Below are 22148 nucleotides of genomic sequence, written 5' to 3' on the forward strand. Positions count from 1 at the left end.
CTCGCGTGCGCGTTTTCCAGCATGCGGTATGCGCGAGAGGATTTCCCTGACCTCGATGGAGGCGGGGTTTTTTTATGTTGGTGAAGGAAGGAGAGGGACTGGATGAAGAGATGGTATGGTTGGTTGTTGTCGTTGTTGTTGGTCATGACGATGGGATTGGCCGGTTGTTCACAGGCACCCCAACCGCACGCTGATCATAATGGAAAACAAGGTGATTTCCCGGTTACCCTCAAGGATGCATCCGGACAAAACGTAACGATCAAACAGGAGCCCCGGCGTATCGTTTCGTTGGTTCCCAGCACAACGGAAATCGCGTTTGCTTTGGGGCTGGACAAAAAGATCGTCGGCGTTTCCTCCTTGGACAATTATCCGGCGGAAGCAACGAAAAAGGAAAAAGTGGGCGATTTGAAGATCAACGTGGAAAAAGTGGTGTCGCTGAAGCCTGATCTGGTGCTGGCCAATCCGATCAACGGCCAGGATACCATCGGCCAATTGCGGAAACTGGGGTTGACGGTCGTGGTGGTGGACGGTCAAAGCCTCAAAGGTGTAGAAGATTCCATTCTCTTGGTGGGCAAAGCGACAGGTGCCGTGGACAAGGCTCGTCAGGTAGTCGCAAAGATGGAACGGGAGAAAAACGAAGTGACGAAAAAGGTGGCTTCCATCCCGGCCGACAAACGGGTCAAAGTGTGGATTGAGCTGGACCCGACATTGTTTACCGCCGGTTCGGGCACCTTTATGGACGAGCTGATCCGTTTGGCCGGAGGGAACAACGTGGCCGCAAGCCAAAAAGGATGGCCTCAAGTGTCGGCGGAGCAGGTGGTCAAGTGGAATCCGGACGTGATCATCGCCACCTATGACACCGGCGGCAATAAAGCGGTGTCGCAAATCGCCTCCCGTTCCGGGTGGGCCGGGATCAACGCCGTGAAACAAAAACGGATCGTCACGGTCAACCCGGATTTGGTCAACCGGCCCGGCCCGCGGGTCACGCAAGGGCTGAAACAGATCGCGCAAGTGTTGTATCCGCAAGTGTTTGGTGCGAAACAGTAAGGGAAGTATGATGGGGAGAAAGCAAATGTGGTGGTTGGCGGGTCTGGCGGGACTGCTGACGTTGACGGTGGCCGTGGCCGTTTCCGTCGGCAGTACGCCGATCCCGCTGGCGGATGTATGGCGGATTCTGGGGCGTGCGTTGCCCGGAGTCGGTTCGATGGTCCAACCTCCGGGCGACCCGTCTGTCGAGACGATTGTGCGATCCATTCGGTTGCCGCGGGTGTTGCTGTCCGTACTGGTCGGGGCATCGCTCGCCATGGCGGGTGTCGTTTATCAGGCGTTGTTGCGTAACCCGTTGGCCGATCCGTACATTCTCGGTGTCTCGTCCGGCGCGGCGCTCGGAGCGGTCGTTGCGCTCCTGACCGGATGGGGAGCGGCTTGGCTGGGTGGTTGGAACGTACCCGCACTCGCGTTTGTCTGCTCCATGGTTGCATTGCTGGCCGTATTGCAATTGGCCAGAGTCGGTTCGCAGATGCGGCCGGAGACGCTCATCCTGTCCGGTGTGGTCGTACAGGCATTTTTCGGTGCGGTACTGACGTTTTGCATCGCGTTGTCGGAAGAGCAGCTGCAACAGATCCAGAGCTGGTTGATGGGCAGCTTTACCCTGCGGGAATGGGAACACGTCACCGTGGTGGTACCGTTTCTGGCCATCGGTACCGTGGTGTGCTGGTGGTTCAGCCGGGAGTTGAACCTGTTTGCGTTGGGCGATCGGGCAGCGGAACATCTCGGTGTGTCGGTCGGAATGGTGCGCGGACTGTTGTTGGTGACGGCATCACTGGTAACCGCCGCGGCGGTGTCCGTATCAGGGACGATCGGGTTTGTCGGGTTGGTCGTTCCACATGTGATGCGCATATTGTGCGGTCCCGATCATCGTTGGCTGATTCCGTTGTCCCTGTTGGCAGGCGGGGTCTTTCTGACGGGGGCCGATCTGTTGGCCCGGGTGGTGTTGGCGCCCCGTGAATTGCCGATCGGGGTTGTGACCGCGTTTGTCGGCGCGCCGTTTTTCGCATGGTTGTTGAGAAAGCATCTCCGTTCCCGCAGAGGGGAGGGGTAGTTGGTGATAGCGGCTCGAAAAGTGGGCAAACACTACGGCGAACGCAGCGTGTTGGCCGAAGTGAGTTTGAATGTCGGCCCCGGTGAGATGGTGGGCATCATCGGTCCCAATGGATCGGGCAAAACCACGCTGCTCCGGTTGTTGTCCGGTGAGGAACGCCCGGATACGGGTACCGTGATGTGGGAAGGCCGTCCGCTTGCAGATTGGTCGATCAAAGAACGGGCGCGTCGAATCGCCCTGCTCCCCCAGGAAGGATTGCCCCCGCTTGATTTCACCGTGGAGGAAGTGGTCATGATGGGCCGTCACCCTCACCAGGGTTGGCGGCCGTGGATGACGGAGCGGGATCGCGCACTGGTCGAGGAAATATTGGCCGATACGGACCTGCTTTCACACCGACGGCGACCTGTCTCGGTATTGAGCGGTGGTGAACGGCAACGGGTGGCGATTGCGCAGGCGATGGCGCAACAGCCCCGGTTGTTGTTGCTGGATGAGCCCACGACTTATCTGGATGTCAGGCATCAGTTGGGCATGCTCGACCGGATCGTGAGATGGAAACGGAAAGATGGGTTGTCCGTTGTCATCGTGTTGCATGATTTGAATCTGGCGGCGCAATTCTGTGATCGGTTGTTGTTGTTGAAAAATGGTCGGGTCATTCGGGAAGGGACAGCGGAGCAGGTGATCCAGGCGTCGGTGATCCGCGATGCTTACGGAATCGATCCGGTGATGGTACGCCATCCGTCTGCCGGTGTGCCACAGGTATTGCTGCAGTCGAAGGAGAAAGGATTTGAGACCGGATCTTGCGGACAGCCGCTTTCTGTTTCTGCTCCATAGGGCGTGTCCGGTATGGATTACAACGGCTGTCTTCGGGCGCCCTTCTCCCTCTCGTTACCCGCATGGTGAGCCAATCCTTGGGGAAGAAAGGTTCCTAGCCGGAAAATGGTCGCCCTGTTTCTCGGCAATCTACGGGGTATTGGGTTTCACGCCTGATGTGTTGGTCCGAACGGTGAACCGCTAATGGAGGAGTGAAGATCATGCGCATCTATACCCGTACCGGAGATGAAGGAAAAACCGGTGTGATCGGCGGACGGGTGGACAAGGATGACATCCGTGTCGAAGCGTACGGTACGATTGATGAGTTGAATGCGTTTGTCGGTGAGGCGATCGTCCGGATGAACACGGAGAAACACGCGGACATGATCCGCGATTTGACTGAGGTTCAGCACGAACTGTTCGACGCCGGCAGTGATTTGGCACAGGTGGGAAAAAAGCGACAGTACAAAGTGACATCCGACATGGTGACCCGTTTGGAGGGATGGATTGACCGCTACATGGAGGAAGCACCGGAAATCCAACGGTTTATCCTGCCCGGCGGATCACCCGTTTCCGCAGCGCTTCATCTGTGTCGCGTGCTGGCCCGGCGAGCCGAGCGCCGCGTGGTGACGCTGTGCCGCGAGCAGGAAACCAATGACGAGGTACGCCGTTATTTGAACCGTCTATCCGACTTTTTCTTCGCCATCGCCCGCGCGGCCAACGTGAGGGACGGTGTGTCCGATGTGGAGTACAAACGGGGAGGACAGGTGTTTCGATAAGGGGACAAGCGGAGTTCGGCAGAGGGCTGGGAATTCCGGGGCTGCGCTCATAGATGGACAGAGTGTGGCTGGACATTCCGTAAGGGCGCGATGTTTTTCCAAGCGAGCGAAGACCTGTGCCCTGATCGAACGGGGACTCGGGTAGTGCAGGATTGAAATCGCGGGCCATCTCATCAAAGCGAAGCATATTTTGTCCGTGTCCGGCGCTGGCCAAATCGGAGCGGTCATGATTTGTTTACCTGCAGGGTGCAGGTGGAGCGAGCGGGAAAGCGATATGGACAGGTATTACCGGACGCACTCCGGGAAGGAAGGGAATCGAACACGCCCGGTTCCGCCCAGTTGGGTATACTGGTAACGGACAATCTATGGGGAGGGTTTCAGATGGCGAAGTTGAAAATGTACTGGTACCCCCGTTGCGGCACCTGTCGGAAAGCAAAAAAGTTTCTGGAGGAGCGGGGAGTGCCCTTTGAAGAGCAGCATATCGTCGAGAATCCGCCCAGCCGTGCGGAGCTGGAAGAGCTGGTTCGCAAAAGCGGCCTGCCCGTACAGAAGTTTTTCAATACAAGCGGACAAAAATACCGGGAGCTCAATCTGAAGGAAAAGTTGAAGACGATGAGCGACGATGAAAAGCTGGATTTGCTCGCCAGTGACGGCATGTTGATCAAACGGCCGATCGTCACCGACGGCGAACGGGTCACGGTGGGCTTCAAGGAAGAGCAGTTTGAGGAAAATTGGGTGAGATGAGGTTACCCGCCGCCTGATGAGGGCGGCGGTTTCCTTCTCCGCTAGATTTTGCGCGCCATCATCACATTGACCGCATGTCGGTGCGGAATGCCGCCGGAGTGTGTCATCGCTTTGTAGTGGGCAAACGTGTCGGGGCGCATCCGGGGCGGAAGATAGTGCAGGACCCCGATCGAATAGACGGCATCCACCTTCGTATCCATACGATGGGATAACAAATCCGCTCGAACGGTGGTGAGGGCCACACCTTCCGTTTCCGCCCACTGTTTCGCTTTTTCCAACCCCGCCTGAGACAGATCGACTGCTATCACGTTCAGCCCTTTTTTGGCGAAATAGACGGCATCCCGCCCTTCACCGCAACCCAGATCCACAACAGTTTTCCCCTGCACGGATGGAAGGGATTCAAGCAGACGGTGAGCCAATCGGTTGGGTTCGGTTCCCCAGTAAAAACCGGGTTGTTGATACAGTCGATCCATTTGTTCGGGATGCACAGGCGATTCCTCCTGTTGGACGGGTTTTTTCGGGATGCTGACTCTTCTCTTCCGGGCAGGACCCTGGAGTAAAGTGTTCACTACTTCAAATCAGCGAAATCGGTTTTCCTCGCGCGGTCTTGCCAACCATACATGCAGCATGGGGGTCAACGCTCGGAATTGAACGTCATATCCCCGTGATATCCACCATTGGCACAGCCATTCCAGGCGAACGTAGTATTCGGACGCCATCTCCTTCAGCACGTCTGTTCTGCCCGCCCGGCGAATCGTCTCTTTCCAGGCGTGAAACGTCTCGTCGCTCTCGATCATCCAATCGACCATACCGACCCTTCCGCCCGGACGCAAAACCCGACACATCTCCTCCAATGCCAGCGCTTTTTGTTCCTCGCGCAAATGATGAAATGCAAAGCTGGTGACGACGAAGTCGAAAGTGTCGTCCGGGAAAGGAACGGCCAAAAAATTGCCCAGTTTGGTCGTCATTTCGGGGAATTTCTCCCGGCAGCGTCGCAGCATTTCCGCAGACTGATCCACGGCGGCCATCCGGATTCCGTTTGCGAGAAACCGTCCGCCCAGATTGCCTGTTCCCGCCCCCAGGTCCAATCCGCTTTCCCCCGGTCGGGCATCGATCCACTCGGTCAGCGTTTGCAAGGCGTTGTCGTATTCTGCATACAGATCCAGCGGATCATTTCTTTCCACGCGTTGGTCAAACGTTTCCGCCTGTCGATCGAACGCCCATCGGTCTTGCCACTTTAACCGCCATTGTTCCCGCTCTTGCCAACGGCGTGTGAGGCGGTACCAATCATCCCAGGAAGGGGCCTGGTTTTGTTCCCCGTTTTGAATCATCCGCTCGATGATCTCCAATTGATGCTTGAGTCGGACCCACTCGGTGAATGTGGCGGCCCGTTGCAGTTCCAGGTAGCGGGTGACAACATGTTCTTGACCGCGGTCCACCTCGGCCAGCACTTTTTTGATCTCACTGACGGTCATGCCGATGCGGCGCAACGTGACGATCGTTTGCAGACGCCATGCCTCCTCCTCGGTAAAAGTACGGTATCGGTTATCCGGTTCTTTGGGTGGTGCGATCAGCCCCTTTTCCTCGTAATAGCGGATGGCGCGCGGCGTGATGCCCAACCGTTCCGCCATCTCTTTGATCTGCATCCTTCTCACAGGAGATCCCTCCCGTTTTCATCTTAAAGGTTGACGCCGCGTGAAGGTAAAGGGTATGTACCATCGGTTTCCGGTCAAAATGAAAAGGGAAATGGCTAAAAAAGGATGGATGGTCAATGGTACAAACGGTTGCAGATCACGTCGTGTCGCAATTGGTCGAATGGGGAGTGCAACGGGTGTACGGCGTGTTGGGGGATGGCAATCTGGCGTTGCTGGATGCGCTGTCCCGCCAGCGCAAGGTGCAGTATATCGCGTGTCGGACGGAGATGACGGCGGGGTTGATGGCATCGGCGGAAGCCAAATTGACGGGCAACCTGGGTGTCTGTACGGCCACCAGCGGTCCCGGTGCGGCTCTTTTGCTTGCGGGGTTGGGTGATGCCGCATTGGACCAGGTCCCCGTGTTGGCCGTCACCGGTCAGGTGCCGCGAGAGAAACTGGGGACAGGGGCCAAGCAGGAACTGGATCAGCAATTATTGTTTCAGCCCGTCGCGTCCTATTCCGCACTGGTGGCGGATGCTCACGGAATGCCGCTGCAATTGCATTTGGCGATGCGGACGGCGGTGGAACAGGGAGGGGTGGGCCATTTGTCCGTTCCGAAAGATGTATGGAGCATGCCGGTTTCCGACGCTGTTTTTCCCCTGCCACCGGCCAAATGGAAACCGGAGGTTTCCGCGCGTGATGTGAGGACGGCGGCGGAGTGGCTCAACCAATCCCGGCGCCCCGTTTTGCTGGTTGGACGCGGAGGAGAACGGGCAGGCCAACAGATTGCGGCGATGGCAGAACGGCTGGATGCACCGGTGATCGCCACCATGCCGGCACGACCGGTGATTCCCAACGACCATCCCTTGTTTGTGGGGGGATTGGGACAGGCGGGCAGTGAACCGTCCACGGTGTTGCTCAATGAAGCGGATGTTTGTCTTGTATTGGGAGCGACTTGGTGGCCGAAAGCGGAAGTGCCCCGGCAGATCCCCATCATCCAGGTCGACGCCGATCCCCGTGCCATTGGACGGGTCGTACCGGTCACCGTGGGGATTGCAGGCAAGGTGGAGGACGTGGTGCCTGCCTTGTCCGGACAGTTGCAACAGCGGGACCGTACCGAGTGGCGCACACGGGTGCACCAGCTGCGGAAGGAGTGGGAACAGCGATTGGCTGACGAGGTGAGCCAAAACGGGGTGCCCATCGCCCCGCAGCGGGTGATTCACGCTTTGTCCCGCTGTGTGGCGGAAGACGCGGTAATGGCGGTGGATACGGGCGACCACACGTTGTGGTTCAACCGCATTTTCCAGAGTCGCAGACAGGAGATTCTGATCTCGGGACGATGGCGGACGCTGGGATTTGCCCTGCCTGCGGCGATGGCCGCCAAGTTGGTCTATCCGGACCGACAGGTGGTCGCGCTGGCGGGTGACGGCGGGGTGATGACGACGATCGCCGATTTGGTGACAGCGGCCCATTACGGGTTGGACATCACATTGGTGGTGATGAACAACGGATCGTATGCCATGGAGAAAAATCGGATGCAACTGGTCGGATTCAACACCATGGGCAGTGAGACGGTCAATCCGGATTTCTCCGCATTGGCTGCCGCATGCGGAGGAGAAGGGTTCGTCATCGAGCAACCGGAAGACTTGGAGCCGGTGTTGCAGCGGGCATTGGTTACATCGGTGCCCACAATCGTGGACGTGCGTTGTTCGGATGTCATGGTGCCTCATATCACATTTTGAAAGGGAGGAGATACCATGTGCGGGCGTTTTACGCTGACCGCCGGGTTGGGCGATATCATGCGGCGGTTTTTGATCGCCGAAGCGGAACAGGTGGAACATGGGCCCCGCTACAATATCGCACCCACTCAGCGTGTCCCGGTCGTGGTCGGGTTGCCGGGGGGCAAAAGGCGGCTGAGGATGTTTCGCTGGGGATTGGTTCCGCATTGGGCGCGCACGCCCTCGATCGGGCAGCGGATGATCAATGCCAGAAGGGAAACCCTGCTGGAAAAACCGGCATTTCGCTCCCTGGTGCCGCGCCGCAGATGCATTATTCCCGCAGACGGGTATTATGAATGGAAAGCATTGCCGGACAAACGAAAACAACCGTACCGGATCGTGCCGAAGGACGGTCGATTGGCGGGGTTGGCCGGGCTGTGGGACCGATGGGTGTCACCGGAAGGGGAGACGATCGATTCGTTCACCATCATTACAACGGAAGCGGTCGGTCAGGTGGCATCCATCCACGACCGTATGCCGGTAATCCTGCGACCGGAGGCGGAGTCAGTGTGGTTGGACGCTGAGCTGCGCGATCCTGTCGCCGCTGTGGAGATGCTGGTTCCGCATGCGGAGACATTGTCCTTTTATCCCGTTTCCACGCTGGTCAATTCGCCGCGGAATGATGTGGCGCAATGCATTGAGCCGGTGGAGGGGGAGTGACGGATTCCATCACGAAGAGGAAGAGCGGAAAGCATCCCCAGAAACTGTATATGAGTGAGCGTCGTTCCCGCCCCATAAGGAACGATAAAGGTTCAGGCACCCATCCACATTCGGATGAGTGCTTTTTTGTGCTTGGGCGAGCTACACCCAACTTTCAACTCGTTTCGCATTTTGATATACTGTTTTTGATAATGATTATCATTATCGATAAATGAGAGAAACAAAATAAAGGAGGTTGATACATATGACTCACCACGGACCGGTTCAGCGGGAAAACTCCGAGTTTTCATTGGATGGTTTGTCTTTCAGACTTCGGGACGTGGAGATGGTCAACGGGGACGGTCATTGGCGGGGAGAGCAGCAATTCACCGTTTCTCATGTCCTGTTCGTGGTGACGAGCGGTGAAGGAAACCTGATACTGGGTAGCAATGAATTCCGGCTGCGGCAGGACACAGCATTCGTGTGTCCCCCCGGAGAGACTTTCAGAACGGAAACGGAACAGCGGGATGGGCTGAAGATGTTTCTGTTCAGGTTCGACGTCTTTCGGGAAACGGAGCGCAATGAAGAACAGATGCAGCATGGATCCAAAGAGCGTTTGTTTCCGTTGCAAAAAGAGATCCCGGTTTATCCCGCCGGTAAGCTCGTTTGCTTGTGCGATACCATTTACCATCACTGGCACAGCCAAGACGGTCTGGAACGCTTTCGAGGTCAGGTTGCTTTTCAGGAATTGCTTTACTATGTGTTGAATAGTATCCGCCTTCAGCCGGAAGACTCGCGACCGGCTCTCCAGGCGGCGAAAGACTATATGGAACGTCATTTTAACGAAAATTTGACGATAGAGGAATTGGCGCGCATAGCCAACATTAGCCCCAAGTATTTTGTGGATTTGTTTAAAAGGACGTATGGCATAAGCGCCATCAATTATTTGACGGAACTGCGAATCAACCGGGCCAAGCAGCTCATGGCTCAGTCCCGTGCCAAGCTGCGGGATATTGCCCACCAAGTCGGATATAACGATGAGTTTTATTTCAGCCGCAAATTCAAGAAGGTAGTTGGCGTGCCACCCAAGGTTTACATGAATCGACGCCGCCGTAAAATCGCCGCCTACAAACGTTCGATCACCGGCCAGTTGATGGCGCTCAAGATCATTCCTTACGCTGCGCCGCTCCACCCGAAATGGACCGCTTATTACTATAACAAGTACCGAACCGATATACCCGTACATCTCAGCGCTTACCGCAAAAACCAACATTGGGAATCCAACGTCAAAAAACTCCTCCGTGAACGTCCGGATGTGGTGATCAGTACGGATGTGCTTGACACCGAAGAAAAAGAGATGTTGGAACAGGTTTCACCCGTGTTTTACGTTCCGACGAAGGAGAAAAATTGGAAGGAACAATTGCTTTTGGTGGCTGAATTTCTGGGTGAGTCAGGGGAAGCCGAGCATTGGCTGAAAAGCTATGACAGGAAAACAAAGTTTGCAAGAGACCGGCTGAAACGATCGGTTCAGGATGACACCTTCCTGTTCGTGAAGGTTTCCAAGCAGAATCTTTCTGTTTACTGTAACCGCAGTATGAGTGAAGTATTTTACGATGAATTGCAGTTGGTTCCCGCATGTCGTTTCGATCGTTCCGTCTACGATCAGCAGGTGTCAATCGAGCAATTGGCCGATTTCGATGCCGATCGTCTCCTTTTGATCGTTCGCCAGGAATCAGAGACATTGACGTATTGGAAAGCATTGCAATATTCCATGCCGTGGCAGGAATTGAAGGCGGTACGGAATAACCGGGTTTATTTGATTTCTTCGGATCCATGGTTCGAATATTCGGCTTGTGCGCACAGCCGGGTCATTGACGAGGTGTTGAATCTCTTTTGCGAAAATCATCCAAATTGAATCCCGGATATTATCCATGGTCGAACAAAAGGGTGCGATCTATAATCAATAATGAAAATCATTATCAACACAAAAACAATACATGTGAAAAAAAGGGGATTTTTAGGCTATATGAAAAGGAAATGCCTTCGTATCGGTCTGTATATTTTACTGATCCTTGTGGTGACCGCTTGCGGCGCCAAAAATTTGGCGGATCAGCCAAAAGAAACCGCCAACAATGAAACAAGAACGATCCATTATCTGGGCAAACACTATACGGTTCCCGCGAAGACGGACCGCATCGTGATCACCGGCAGTATGGAAGCAATGGAAGACGCGCTCGTCCTCGGCGTCAAACCGGTCGGCGCCATTACCGTAGGGGGCAAGTTCCCGGACATGTTTGCGGAAATGACGAGGTCCGCGCAATCGATCGGGGAAAAGGCACAACCTGACATGGAGACCATCCTGAAACTGAAACCGGATGTCATCTTGGGGTCCACGAAATTTCCGCCGGCTGTCAGCGAGAAATTGGGGAAAATCGCTCCAACCATTCCGGTTTCCCATATATCGACGAATTGGGAAGCCAATCTGCGCCTTCTGGCGGAGTTGACAGGCAAGCAAGACCTCGCCGAGCAAATTTTGAAGAAGTATCGGCGTGATGTCGTGGCGGCGAAAGCGCAATTAGGTGATCGACTGAAAGATAAAAAAGTCGTCATGATTCGCATCAGAGGCGGCAATATCATGATTTATCCGGAAAATGTATTTTTCAACCCTTCGCTGTACAAGGATTTGGGGCTGACGGCACCGCAAGAGATCAAAAACGCCAAAGCGCAGGAAACGATCTCTTTGGAAAAATTCAGTGAAATGAATCCGGATTATATCTTTGTGCAGTTCTCCGAGAATGAGAACAAGGATCAACCACATGTACTCGAAAACCTGCAACACAATCCGATTTGGCAAAGCATCAATGCGGTCAAAAACAAAAAAGTGTTCCTGAACGTCGTGGATCCGCTCGCGCAAGGCGGTACGGCATGGAGTAAAATCAACTTCTTGAAGGCTGCTGTGGAGAAACTCTCCAAATGATCGAAACAAGGCAGGTAGCACAATATGCGATTCAAGATTTCTTTGCCAGCCTTCATACTATGGCTTTCGCCGATTGCGATGGTGTTCACCATCCTCGCATCCATCCTGTATGGAGCAAAAAATATCGACTCTACGACGGTGTGGGATGCTGTTTTCCACTTTGATCCAGGTAATGTGAACCATCAAATCGTGATGCATTCCCGTATGCCCAGAGCCGTTGGTGCGCTTCTGATCGGCGCGTTCCTGGCCATATCGGGGGCCGTCATGCAGGGAATGACCAGAAACTATCTGGCGTCGCCTTCCATTATGGGGGTTTCTGACGGGTCGGTTTTTACCATTACACTTTGCACGATTTTTGCGCCGAACGCTTCATCATTGGATATGATCATGTATTCGCTGATCGGTTCGGCGCTCGGAGCGGGCATCGCGTTCGGTTTGGCGTCACTTTTGCCAAACGGGATGTCTCCGGTTCGCATGGCGATCATCGGCACCATCATCGGGACGTTTCTCAGCAGCGTTTCGGCAGCCATGGCTTCTTATTTTCAAATTTCACAAAACATCAGCTTTTGGTATCATGCCCGGCTGCACCAGATGGACCCCGGCATGCTCAAACTTACGGTTCCTTTTGCGGTGGTCGGGATCGCTATGGCGCTCCTTGTTTCCAAATCGATCACGATTCTCTCATTGGGCGAGGAAGTGTCCATGAGCTTGGGACTGAGAACGGTGCTGGTCAAAGCGATGGCTGTCGCCAGCGTCGTCATTTTGACCGGCATTTCCGTCGCTTTGGCCGGTAATATCGGATTCGTGGGATTGATTGTTCCCCATATCACCCGGTTTTTGGTCGGTGTGGATTATCGGCGGATTATTCCTTGCGCCGGCGTTCTCGGGGCCATCTTTTTGGCGCTGTCCGATATCCTCAGCAGGTTCTTGAACTATCCGTTTGAGACCCCGATCGGGGTCGTTACTTCGCTGGTCGGTGTTCCTTTCTTCCTCTACTTGATCCGCAAGAAGGGGGGAAGGGAAGATGCCTAAAGCTTCGACAGGGCGCTTTTGGGCGGTCCTGCTCGCGAGCATGGGGGCCACTCTGGTTGCGATCTATGTCAGTCTGACGAACGGCGTATTCGACCTCACGGTCACGGATGTAATCAAGACGCTTCTTGGAATTGATCCGGAGCCGGCTCACGAATTGATCATTTTCGACTTTCGGCTGCCACGGATTGTGATTGCTGCATTGGTCGGGTTTGGTCTCGGTGTTGCGGGTGCCGTGATCCAGGGGATCACACGGAACGGGCTGGCCGATCCCGGCATTTTGGGCATCAATGCAGGGGCCGGTGTGGCAATTGTCGTTTTTATGTTCTTCTTTGAAGAGAAAATCGCTGGAAGCGGATGGATGTCCGCCTTGGCGATGCCGCTGTTTGGATGGATTGGCGGCTTGGCAACCGCCGCTTTGATTTATCTGTTTTCGTGGCGAAACGGGGGATTGGACCCCCAACGTCTGATCCTGGTCGGGATTGCGGCAGGGTCAGGTCTCGGGGCCTTATCTCTGTACCTGTCACTGAAAATGAACCCGCAGGACTTCGAAATGGCTACGATATGGCTCACGGGAAGCATCTGGAACGCCAACTGGAAATATATCGTTTCGATTCTGCCGTTGCTTGTCGTTTTGGTACCCGTCATCTTAAGCAAATCGTCTGTTCTTGACCTGTTTCAATTGGGGGAAGAAACAGCGAAAGGTCTGGGAGTTTCCACGGAAAAAGAGAAGAACGTGCTGCTATTGTGCAGTATCGGAATCGTAAGCGCATGTGTTTCCGTGTCGGGAAACATCGGATTTGTCGGCCTGATGGCGCCGCATATCGCCAAGCGTTTGGTCGGCATCCGCCACAGTCGTGTCCTTCCCGTATGCGGAACCCTTGGCATGCTTTTGGTCATTGTGTCTGATTTTGTTGCAAAAAACGTGTTTTCTCCGGTGGAACTGTCCGTCGGTATTGTCATTTCCATCATCGGTGTTCCATATTTCGTTTACTTGTTGTTTGTCACCAAGGCATAGGAGGACAGAAGACGGTTCATGTCACGGAATGGAAGATTGCGATAAAACTGGGCGGATGAAGGAGAAGCCGTGCGTAACTGAACAGACGATTGCCTGCATGAAGGAAGCAAAGGTCCTCCTGCCCGGAGAAAAAGCGGGTGGATTGGATATGAGGTGTTCCCAAGACTTCGCCGGCGCCGATCCAGGTTTCCCGCGGCTCAATCCGTCACCGCATTCGATCAAGCTCCAAGCGATTCCTTGGAGAAGTGAAATTTACAACACAAACAATCAGGAGGGGATCGGTACAGTGCAGAAAAATATCGAGCGGCCCGCCATGACAGCCAGCATCAATGATCGCCGCGAAGTCACAATACCGCTGACAGAACAGCGTGTGATGCGTTCGCGCGCCGGAAACGAATATCAAATTTCCGTGGCAAAACTTGGTGAAAAACCGCCTCCTTCGGGATATCCGGTCATCTATCTGCTGGATGCCAATGCCGTATTTGGAACGATGGTGGAGGCGGTGAGAGTGCAGGCACGTCGACCCGAGAAGACCGGAGTTGGTCCGGCGGTGATCGTCGGCATCGGCTATCGAACGGCAGAGCCGTTTCCTCCCGCCCGCCATTACGATTTTACGATGCCGGTGTCCGCAACCGAACTGCCTCCGAGACCCGACGGAAAAGCATGGCCGGAACACGGCGGAGCCGAAGCTTTTTTGAATTTCATAGAAGAAGAGTTGAAGCCCATGATCGAGCGCGAATTCAAGATTGACCGTACCAGACAAACGATCGTTGGCCATTCTCTCGGCGGCCTCTTCGTGCTGCATGCGCTTTTTAACAAGCCAGGCGCCTTCCGGACATATGTCGCCGGCAGCCCGTCCATTCACTGGAATAAGCAGCACATTCTTGATGCGGAACGGAAATTTGTGTCCCGCTTGGAACATGAAAATATCGATGTGCGAATCCTGCTTGCGGTGGGAGAGCTGGAGAAAAGGCATAAAAGCCGCGTACACGACAACGCGAGGGAGCTTTCGGAACGCCTGTCCACCCTCGCAAGTCGTGGAGTACGGGTGGAGTTCAAGGAGTTTGAGGGTGAAGATCATGTATCGGTGCTGCCGGCATTGATCAGCCGGGCCGTACGGTTTGCATTGAGCAGGTGAGGCGTTTGGAAAGGAAGTGATGAGATGGATCGTTTGGGTATCAAGGGCAGAGTTGCCTTGGTAACGGGTGCCGCCCAAGGTATCGGGGAAGCGGTGGCTCGGGCCTTTGCCGAGCTTGGCGCCTTCGTTGCAGTCATGGATAAAAACGCCGATGGGCTCCACAGACTCGTGGATGACCTTGTTTCCGGCGGTCACCATGCGAGAGCCTTTCCGGCGGACGTGTGCGACAGAGCGGCCGTTGACGAGATGGTAGATTGGATCGAAGACAATATGGGCCCGATTGAAATCTTGGTCAACGTCGCAGGGGTGTTGCGGATGAATCCAGTCGAGTCTTTCAGCGACGAGGATTGGGCCGCGACGTTCGCGGTTAACGCCACCGGGGTTTTTTACGTATGCCGCTCGGTCATCCGATATATGGTGCCCCGCAGGGCGGGCTCGATCATTACAGTGGGCTCCAATGCTGCGTGGGTGCCGCGAATGCATATGTCCGCTTACGCAGCCTCCAAAGCCGCGGCGACAATGTTTACCAAATGCCTCGGGCTGGAGCTCGCCCGGTACAACATTCGCTGTAACGTGGTGTCGCCCGGTTCGACGGACACGGAGATGCAGCGGTTGATGTGGGCGGATGAGAACGGAGCGCAGGCCGTTATCGCCGGATCTCCGGAGACGTTTCGGGTGGGAATACCGCTGGGGAAACTCGCCACCCCCTCTGATATCGCCGATGCGGTCGTCTTTCTGGCCTCCGACCGGGCAGGTCATATCACGATGCATGATTTGCGCGTCGATGGCGGTGCCACATTGGGGGCTTGATCCCATTGAGAGGAGACTGCACAACATGATGAAACATGATGCTGTTCTCGAGGAATCTGCCGCGCAACTTCTCGACGATTACCGGGCCGGCTCGCCTTTCTTCCTGTCTTCGCCGCATCGAACCATCCTGGCAGAAGGCGCGTTTGCCACGGTACCAAGCCAGGGCGGACCGGATGAGTTGACAACCCTGCCCCGGCGCGTTGCCGCATTGCTGGCTCATGTCAAGCCGTCCAAATATTGCGACCCGGTCGTCGTGGGCGCGGTGCCTTTCGATCACACGACGCCAGCACAGCTTGTCGTGCCAACGAGAATCCGGTGGGCGGGACCGCTGCAATTCCATTCGGATGTTCAGGCAACCCCGCCTTTGGTGACGGCGTGCGAGATTCGCGAGGTTCCGGAACCGGAAGAGTATATTCGCGGCGTGGAGCAAGGATTGGCCCGTCTTCAGGCGGGCGAATTTGACAAGGTGGTGCTGTCGAGATCGCTGCATCTGACCTCGCCGGAAGCGATTGATATCCGTCAACTGCTTCGCAACCTGGCTCGTCACAATGCTGACGGCTACACCTTTGCCGTGGATCTGCCCCAATTCGGTTCAAGTGTCGCTTCTCCGGTATCCGGGCGGCGAACGCTGATCGGGGCCAGCCCCGAATTGCTCGTATCAAGGGCGGGCCTTCAGGTGACGGCCAATCCCCTGGCAGGGTCCAGGCCCCGCAGTGAAGATCCCGCCGAGGACCAACGGCGAGCGGCCGAATTGCTCGCTTCTGCCAAGGATCGGCATGAGCATGCGGTGGTCGTTGAGGCGGTCGCAGCCGCGCTCCGTCCGTATTGCCGGGAATTGGAAGTCCCTGCTGAACCTTCGCTGGTACACACCGCAACCATGTGGCACCTGTCGACCAAGATTGTAGGCGAGCTTTCGGATTCCGCCACCTCGGCGCTCGAACTTGCCGCTGCACTGCACCCGACTCCGGCCGTCTGCGGGACGCCGACCCGTTTGGCACGAACGGCGATCCGGGAGATCGAACCGTTCGATCGAGGTTTCTTCACAGGAATGATCGGTTGGGTGGATGCAAGCGGTGACGGCGAGTGGGTGGTTGCAATTCGCTGCGCGGAGGCTGATGAGCACTCGCTTCGTCTGTTCGCGGGAGCCGGCATCGTCGTTGGATCGAAGCCGGAGGAGGAACTCGCGGAGACATCGGCCAAGTTTCGCACGATGCTTCGCGCCATGGGGCTGGACCGCGAGTTAACAGATATGCATGTGAGGAGGGGATGATATATGCTGCCTGGATGCCCCACATGGCCCAAGGAGTTTGCGGATCTGTATCGGAAGACCGGTTGTTGGCGAGGTGAGACGTTTGGGCAAATGCTGCGGGAACGGGCCGACAAATACGGCGACCATATCGCGGTCGTAAGCGGCGATGTACGCTGGAGCTACAGGGAACTCGACACAAGAGCCGACCGGCTGGCGGCGGGGTTCCGCGAGCTGGGAATCAAGCCGATGGATCGCGTGGTGGTTCAACTGCCCAACATTGCGGAGTTCTTTGAAGTTTGCTTCGCGCTGTTTCGGCTGGGTGCGCTGCCCGTCTTTGCCCTGCCTGCCCACCGAAGCTACGAGATTGCTTATTTTTGCGAATTCACCGAAGCCGTCGCTTACGTCATACCGGATACGCATTCGGGATTCGACTACCGGGAACTGGCCAGACACGTTCGGAACAAGGTTTCCACCTTGCGGCATGTGATTGTTGTAGGCGACCCGGGGGAGTTTGTGGCGCTTGAAGACCTGCACGCATCCCCCGTCAGCCTGCCGCAAGTAAGCGCCGGTGATGTGGCTTTCCTTCAATTGTCCGGTGGCAGCACCGGTTTGCCCAAGCTGATCCCCCGGACTCACGACGACTACATTTACAGCTTGCGGATCAGCGCTGAGATCTGCGGTCTTGATGAGACCAGCGTGTACCTCTGTGTGCTTCCGGTTTCGCATAATTATCCGCTCAGTTCGCCCGGCGTGCTCGGCACGCTGTATGCCGGCGGCCGTGTCGTGCTCGCGCCCAGACCCAGTCCGGACGACGCATTCCCTCTGATTGAGCGGGAACGCGTCACAATTACCGGGCTGGTACCGCCGCTTGCTCTGGTATGGCTGGAAGCGGTGTCGTCTCACCGTTATGACCTGTCCAGTCTCCGGGTGCTGCAGGTTGGCGGGGCCAAATTCGGCCCGGAAGTTGCCCGGCGGGTAAAGTCTGCGTTTGGCTGTACCTTGCAACAGGTTTACGGGATGGCGGAGGGACTGGTCAACTATACCAGATTGGATGACCCTGATGAGATCGTGATCCATACCCAGGGCAAGCCGATGTCGCCATACGATGAGATTCGCGTGGTGGACGAAAATGATCGCGAGGTAGAGCCGGGACAGGTCGGACAGTTGTTGACCCGTGGCCCTTACACCATCCGCGGGTACTACAAAGCGGAAGAACACAACGCCAAGGCGTTCACACCGGATGGCTTTTATCGCACCGGTGACTTGGTGAGAGTGACCCCGTCGGGCTACTTGATCGTGGAAGGGCGTGTCAAGGACCAGATTAACCGCGGAGGAGACAAAGTCTCGGCCGAGGAGGTTGAGAACCATCTCCTCGCTCATTCTGCCGTATTTGATGCGGCGGTGGTTTCCATGCCTGACGAGTTCCTTGGTGAGCGGTCGTGCGCTTTCATCATTCCGCGCGGAAATCCTCCGACCGTGGCCGAACTGAAATCGTTCCTGAAGGAACGCGGGTTGGCGGCTTACAAAATCCCGGATCGGGTGGAGTTCGTCGATTCGTTTCCCAAGACCGGGGTGGGAAAAGTGAGCAAAAAGGCGTTGCGTGAGGCAATCGCTCAGAAGATACTGTCTGATCGGAAAACTCACACAGGAACATAATCGAACATTGTGAGGTTATTGACAAACTCCGCTGGTGCGCCGCTCCGTAGCGGCAGCCAGAGTCGCTCGACGGGAAATTCGGTCCCGATACCTAATAGAGGGTGGCCGTTTTCCCACGAGTGACCTTTGAGCTGGCGAAACAGGAGCGAGAGGGAAAACGGCGCACCCGGAATCGCGAGTGGTTCAACACTTTGTCAGCAGTCTCACATTGCGCGATTGATGAAGACAATGGACTAAGACAATGAAGGAAGTGATCTGATGGCTCTTCCCAGCATTTCACCGTATCCGATGCCTGCGGAGTTTGACCTGCCGAAGAACAAGGTGTCGTGGACACCTGATCCCAAACGGGCGGCCCTGCTCATTCATGATATGCAGCAGTATTTTCTTGACGCTTTCACTGCCGGAAAGTCGCCTGTGGTGGAACTGCTTTCGAATATCCGGTTGTTGCGGAGCCGATGCGCTGAGCTCGGCATCCCGGTGATTTACTCGGCACAACCCGGCGGGCAGACACCCGAACGTCGAGGATTGCTCAGGGATTTCTGGGGACCGGGCATGGACGACGGCCCCTATCAGAAGAAAATCGTGGACGAACTGGCGCCGGACGAGCACGACATCGTCATCACCAAATGGCGGTACAGTGCGTTCCAGAAGACCGATCTGCTGGAGATTCTGCGTCAGCGCGACCGTGATCAGCTGATCGTTTGCGGAGTATATGCCCACATTGGATGTCTCCTTACCGCATGTGACGCATTCATGCAAGATGTGCAACCGTTTTTCGTCGCCGATGCGGTGGCGGATTTCTCATGGGAATGTCACCGAATGGCGCTGACTTATGCTGCTGAGCGGTGTGCGGTCACAACGACGACGCGGCGTTTGCTCGATGAGCTGGGGAGGATGCAAAACGAAACGCGTGAAGCTCAAGCTGCGGCTGACGGTCAACCGATCACGCTGCAGCTTGTGCGCGAACAGGTCGCCCGACTTCTCGACGAGTCCCCGTCGAATCTTGCCGACAGCGACGACTTGATTAGCAGAGGACTCGATTCCGTCAGGATCATGAGCCTGGTTGAGCGCTGGCGTCGCATCGGGGTCGAAGTGACCTTCGTGGAGTTGGCTGAGCACCCGACGCTCGCTGACTGGTGGAGACTGCTCTCTTCCCGGTCCAAGCGTGTGTCTTCGACTTCGACCCCGGACAATCTCAGCTTGTGAAGGAGGTCGCTACCCATGCCTAACCGTCAGGATGTTCGCTGGCCTTTGTCGGGTGCGCAGTCCGGCATTTGGTTTGCACAACATCTCGATCCGGAAAACCCGATTTACAACGCCGGCGAATATATCGAAATCCACGGACCGATTGACCCGGCGCTGTTCGAGTCCGCTTTGCGGCAGGCCGTTATGGAAGCCGAGTCGCTGCATCTCCGTTTTGGAGAGGACGAGGACGGTCCGTGGCAGATCATCGATCCGTCTTCCGATTGGCCGTTTCATGTGATAGACCTCAGTGGGGAGCCGGACCCACGGGAGGCAGCTCTGGCATGGATGAAAGACGATCTGGCCCGGCCGGTCGACCTCAAACGCGGTCCGCTCTTTACCCAGGCTTTGTTCAAGGTGGCGCCTGATTGTTTCTTGTGGTATCAACGCATCCATCACATCGCGATGGATGGCTACGGTTTTTCACTCATAGCGAAACGAGTGGCGCAAATCTACACGTCACTTGTACAAGGCCTGCCTTGCGATCAGGGAGCCTTTGGCCCGTTGCATCTGATCTTGGAGGAAGATGCGGCCTATCGCGCATCAGAACAGTTTGAGCGGGACCGCCAATTCTGGTTGGAGCGTTTCGCCGACAGACCCGAGGTAGTCAGTCTCGCCGACCGGGCGCAGAGGACGTCCAGAAGTTTCCTCCGTCGGACAGCATATCTGCCCCCGTCCGCACTGGAGCGTCTGCATGCGACGGCGCGCAACGCCGGCGTGAGTTGGCCGGATGTCGTGATTTCGGCGACAGCGGCTTACATACACCGTTTGACAGGTGCACGGGACGTCATTCTCGGTTTGCCGATGATGTGTCGGCTGGGCTCGGTCTCGCTGCGGATTCCCGGCATGGTGATGAATGTGCTGCCGGTGCGTTTGTCGATGCGTCCGGATATGAGCCTTTCCGAGCTCGTGCGGCAGGTCTCGCAGGAAATTCGCGAGGTGCGTGGTCACCAGCATTACCGGCACGAAGACTTGCGCCGCGATCTCAAATTGGTGGGCGAAAACCGGAGATTGTTCGGTCCGCTGATCAATGTGATGCCGTTTGACTACCACCTCAGCTTTGCCGGACATCGCGCCACCACACACAACCTCTCGGCCGGACCGGTCGATGATCTGTCGATCAACGTTTATGACCGGGCTGACGGCAAGGGGATGCGAATCGACTTGGATGCAAATCCCGCAGTTTACAGCGCCGACGATCTCGAGGTTCACCGGCAGCGTTTCATACGTTTTCTGGAAACGATATCGGCGGCTGATTTGCATGAGCCGATCGGACGACTCGAACTTCTGCTGCCTGAGGAACGTCATCGGGTGTCCGTTGAGTGGAATGATACCGCTCATGCGGTGCCGGAAGCGAACTTGCCGGAACAGTTCCAAGCGCAAGTTGCCCGCAGCCCGGAAGCCACCGCCGTGGTGTTTGAGGATGCCGCATTGCGCTATGCCGAACTGAATGCACGGGCGAACCGGCTTGCGCACTTGCTGATTGCGCAGGGGGTGGGTCCGGAGCAGATCGTGGCTTTGGCGTTGCCGCGGTCGATTGAGATGGTGGTCGGGCTGCTGGCCGTACTCAAGGCCGGGGCGGCGTATCTGCCGTTGGATCCGGACTATCCGGCCGACCGGCTTGCTTTCATGCTCGAGGATGCCCGACCGGTGTGCATGATCACAAGCGCGAAGGTCGTATCCAAGCTGCCGGATGCCAGTGCCATGCCGCAGATCGTGCTCGATGAACCCGATACCGTCGAAAGACTGGGGCGGTATCCCGATACCGATCCGGGCGATTCTGACCGCATCCGGCCACTGTCGCCGCTCAACCCGGCCTATGTCATCTACACCTCCGGTTCCACCGGCAGGCCCAAGGGTGTCGTTGTTCCATATGAAAGTTTAAACAATTTCCTTGCCGCGATGCAGGAGCAATTTCACCTTGAACAACAGGATCGGTTTCTGGCTGTCACCACGATCGCGTTCGATATCGCGGCCTTGGAGATGTTCCTTCCTCTCCTCAAGGGAGCCGGTCTCGTGATCGCCCGGAAGGAGTCAATCCAGGACCCGTCGGTTTTGACGAAGATGATCGAAGATACCGGAGCCACCATCATGCAGGCCACACCTTCGCTTTGGCATGCACTCGTGGAAAATCATCCTGAAAGTCTCAGAGGCCTGAGGGTGCTGGTCGGAGGAGAAGCGCTCCCCGGCAGTTTGATGCTGGCATTACAGAGACTGGATTGTCGGATTACGAATCTCTACGGACCGACGGAAACCACCATCTGGTCAACGGCCGCGACTTTGGACGATGCGCATACGGAGACCCCGCCGATCGGCCGACCGATTTGGAATACGCGGGTGTATGTGTTGGACAGCAGCTTGCAGCCGGTTCCGCCGGGGGTAGTGGGAGAACTGTATATAGCTGGTTCCGGGTTGGCACGCGGTTATTTGAACCGGCCGGGGTTGACCGCCGAGCGCTTTGTCGCCGATCCGTTCGGACCGCCGGGCAGCCGGATGTACCGCACGGGCGACCTGGCACGGTGGCGTGCGGACGGTACCCTGGAC

The 22148-nt window shown here is 56.2% G+C and carries 19 protein-coding genes; 17 read left to right on the forward strand and 2 right to left on the reverse strand.

The features are described 5' to 3' along the window. Positions 1-102 precede the first annotated feature (102 nt). The 5 genes from JQC72_RS16090 to JQC72_RS16110 all read left to right on the forward strand — a co-directional run bounded on the left by JQC72_RS16090 (position 103) and on the right by JQC72_RS16110 (position 4434). On the forward strand, positions 103-1047 hold the full coding sequence (locus JQC72_RS16090) for an ABC transporter substrate-binding protein (RefSeq protein WP_205497467.1): 945 nt from the start codon (positions 103-105) through the stop codon (positions 1045-1047). Positions 1048-1072: 25 nt separating this feature from the next. Further along, positions 1073-2101, forward strand: coding sequence for a FecCD family ABC transporter permease (locus JQC72_RS16095; RefSeq protein WP_302104965.1), 1029 nt, complete (start codon positions 1073-1075; stop codon positions 2099-2101). A 3-nt stretch (positions 2102-2104) separates the two neighbouring features. Further along, positions 2105-2932, forward strand: a complete 828-nt coding sequence (locus JQC72_RS16100; protein ID WP_205497471.1) for a heme ABC transporter ATP-binding protein — start codon at positions 2105-2107, stop codon at positions 2930-2932. A gap of 200 nt (positions 2933-3132) precedes the next feature. Then, positions 3133-3690 carry a cob(I)yrinic acid a,c-diamide adenosyltransferase gene (locus JQC72_RS16105; protein WP_205497473.1) on the forward strand — a complete coding sequence of 186 codons (558 nt, stop codon included), beginning with the start codon at positions 3133-3135 and terminating at the stop codon, positions 3688-3690. A gap of 381 nt (positions 3691-4071) precedes the next feature. Beyond that, the gene (locus tag JQC72_RS16110) at positions 4072-4434 is read left to right on the forward strand and encodes an arsenate reductase family protein (protein WP_302104967.1); all 363 of its coding nucleotides are present in this window, start codon (positions 4072-4074) and stop codon (positions 4432-4434) included. 41 nt (positions 4435-4475) lie between these two features. Here JQC72_RS16110 and JQC72_RS16115 read toward each other — a convergent pair whose 3' ends face one another. Both JQC72_RS16115 and JQC72_RS16120 read right to left on the reverse strand, forming a co-directional pair. Next, positions 4476-4922 carry an SAM-dependent methyltransferase gene (locus JQC72_RS16115; protein WP_205497475.1) on the reverse strand — a complete coding sequence of 149 codons (447 nt, stop codon included), beginning with the start codon at positions 4920-4922 and terminating at the stop codon, positions 4476-4478. Between the two features lie 90 nt (positions 4923-5012). Beyond that, complete coding sequence (locus JQC72_RS16120; RefSeq protein WP_302104970.1) at positions 5013-6080, reverse strand: methyltransferase domain-containing protein; 1068 nt, start codon at positions 6078-6080, stop codon at positions 5013-5015. Between the two features lie 125 nt (positions 6081-6205). On the opposite strand from JQC72_RS16120, the gene JQC72_RS16125 reads away from it, so the two are divergent. The 12 genes from JQC72_RS16125 to JQC72_RS16180 all read left to right on the forward strand — a co-directional run. Next, positions 6206-7810, forward strand: a complete 1605-nt coding sequence (locus JQC72_RS16125) for a thiamine pyrophosphate-binding protein (protein ID WP_205497479.1) — start codon at positions 6206-6208, stop codon at positions 7808-7810. Positions 7811-7825: 15 nt separating this feature from the next. Next, on the forward strand, positions 7826-8506 hold the full coding sequence (locus JQC72_RS16130; RefSeq protein WP_205497481.1) for an SOS response-associated peptidase: 681 nt from the start codon (positions 7826-7828) through the stop codon (positions 8504-8506). Between the two features lie 244 nt (positions 8507-8750). Continuing rightward, a complete protein-coding gene (locus JQC72_RS16135; RefSeq protein WP_205497483.1) occupies positions 8751-10400 on the forward strand; it encodes an ABC transporter substrate-binding protein in 1650 nt (549 codons plus the stop codon). 111 nt (positions 10401-10511) lie between these two features. Next, positions 10512-11462, forward strand: a complete 951-nt coding sequence (locus tag JQC72_RS16140) for an iron-hydroxamate ABC transporter substrate-binding protein (protein WP_205497485.1) — start codon at positions 10512-10514, stop codon at positions 11460-11462. A 24-nt stretch (positions 11463-11486) separates the two neighbouring features. Then, positions 11487-12494, forward strand: a complete 1008-nt coding sequence (locus tag JQC72_RS16145) for a FecCD family ABC transporter permease (RefSeq protein ID WP_205497487.1) — start codon at positions 11487-11489, stop codon at positions 12492-12494. Further along, positions 12487-13509 carry a FecCD family ABC transporter permease gene (locus tag JQC72_RS16150; protein WP_205497490.1) on the forward strand — a complete coding sequence of 341 codons (1023 nt, stop codon included), beginning with the start codon at positions 12487-12489 and terminating at the stop codon, positions 13507-13509. Before JQC72_RS16145 ends, JQC72_RS16150 begins: the two co-directional genes overlap by 8 nt. A gap of 313 nt (positions 13510-13822) precedes the next feature. Continuing rightward, positions 13823-14647: an alpha/beta hydrolase gene (locus JQC72_RS16155; RefSeq protein ID WP_205497502.1), complete on the forward strand. Its 825-nt coding sequence runs from the start codon at positions 13823-13825 to the stop codon at positions 14645-14647. A gap of 24 nt (positions 14648-14671) precedes the next feature. After that, a complete protein-coding gene (locus tag JQC72_RS16160) occupies positions 14672-15457 on the forward strand; it encodes a 2,3-dihydro-2,3-dihydroxybenzoate dehydrogenase (RefSeq protein WP_205497491.1) in 786 nt (261 codons plus the stop codon). Between the two features lie 25 nt (positions 15458-15482). Next, complete coding sequence (gene dhbC, locus JQC72_RS16165) at positions 15483-16727, forward strand: isochorismate synthase DhbC (RefSeq protein WP_205497493.1); 1245 nt, start codon at positions 15483-15485, stop codon at positions 16725-16727. A 3-nt stretch (positions 16728-16730) separates the two neighbouring features. Further along, complete coding sequence (locus JQC72_RS16170) at positions 16731-18362, forward strand: (2,3-dihydroxybenzoyl)adenylate synthase (protein ID WP_205497495.1); 1632 nt, start codon at positions 16731-16733, stop codon at positions 18360-18362. A 258-nt stretch (positions 18363-18620) separates the two neighbouring features. Beyond that, positions 18621-19568: an isochorismatase family protein gene (locus tag JQC72_RS16175; RefSeq protein ID WP_205497496.1), complete on the forward strand. Its 948-nt coding sequence runs from the start codon at positions 18621-18623 to the stop codon at positions 19566-19568. A gap of 15 nt (positions 19569-19583) precedes the next feature. Beyond that, a partial coding sequence (locus JQC72_RS16180) for an amino acid adenylation domain-containing protein (RefSeq protein ID WP_205497498.1) occupies positions 19584-22148 on the forward strand: 2565 nt, incomplete at its 3' end.

The organism is Polycladomyces zharkentensis (genome assembly GCF_016938855.1).
Taxonomy (GTDB): Bacteria; Bacillota; Bacilli; order Thermoactinomycetales; family JIR-001; genus Polycladomyces; species Polycladomyces zharkentensis.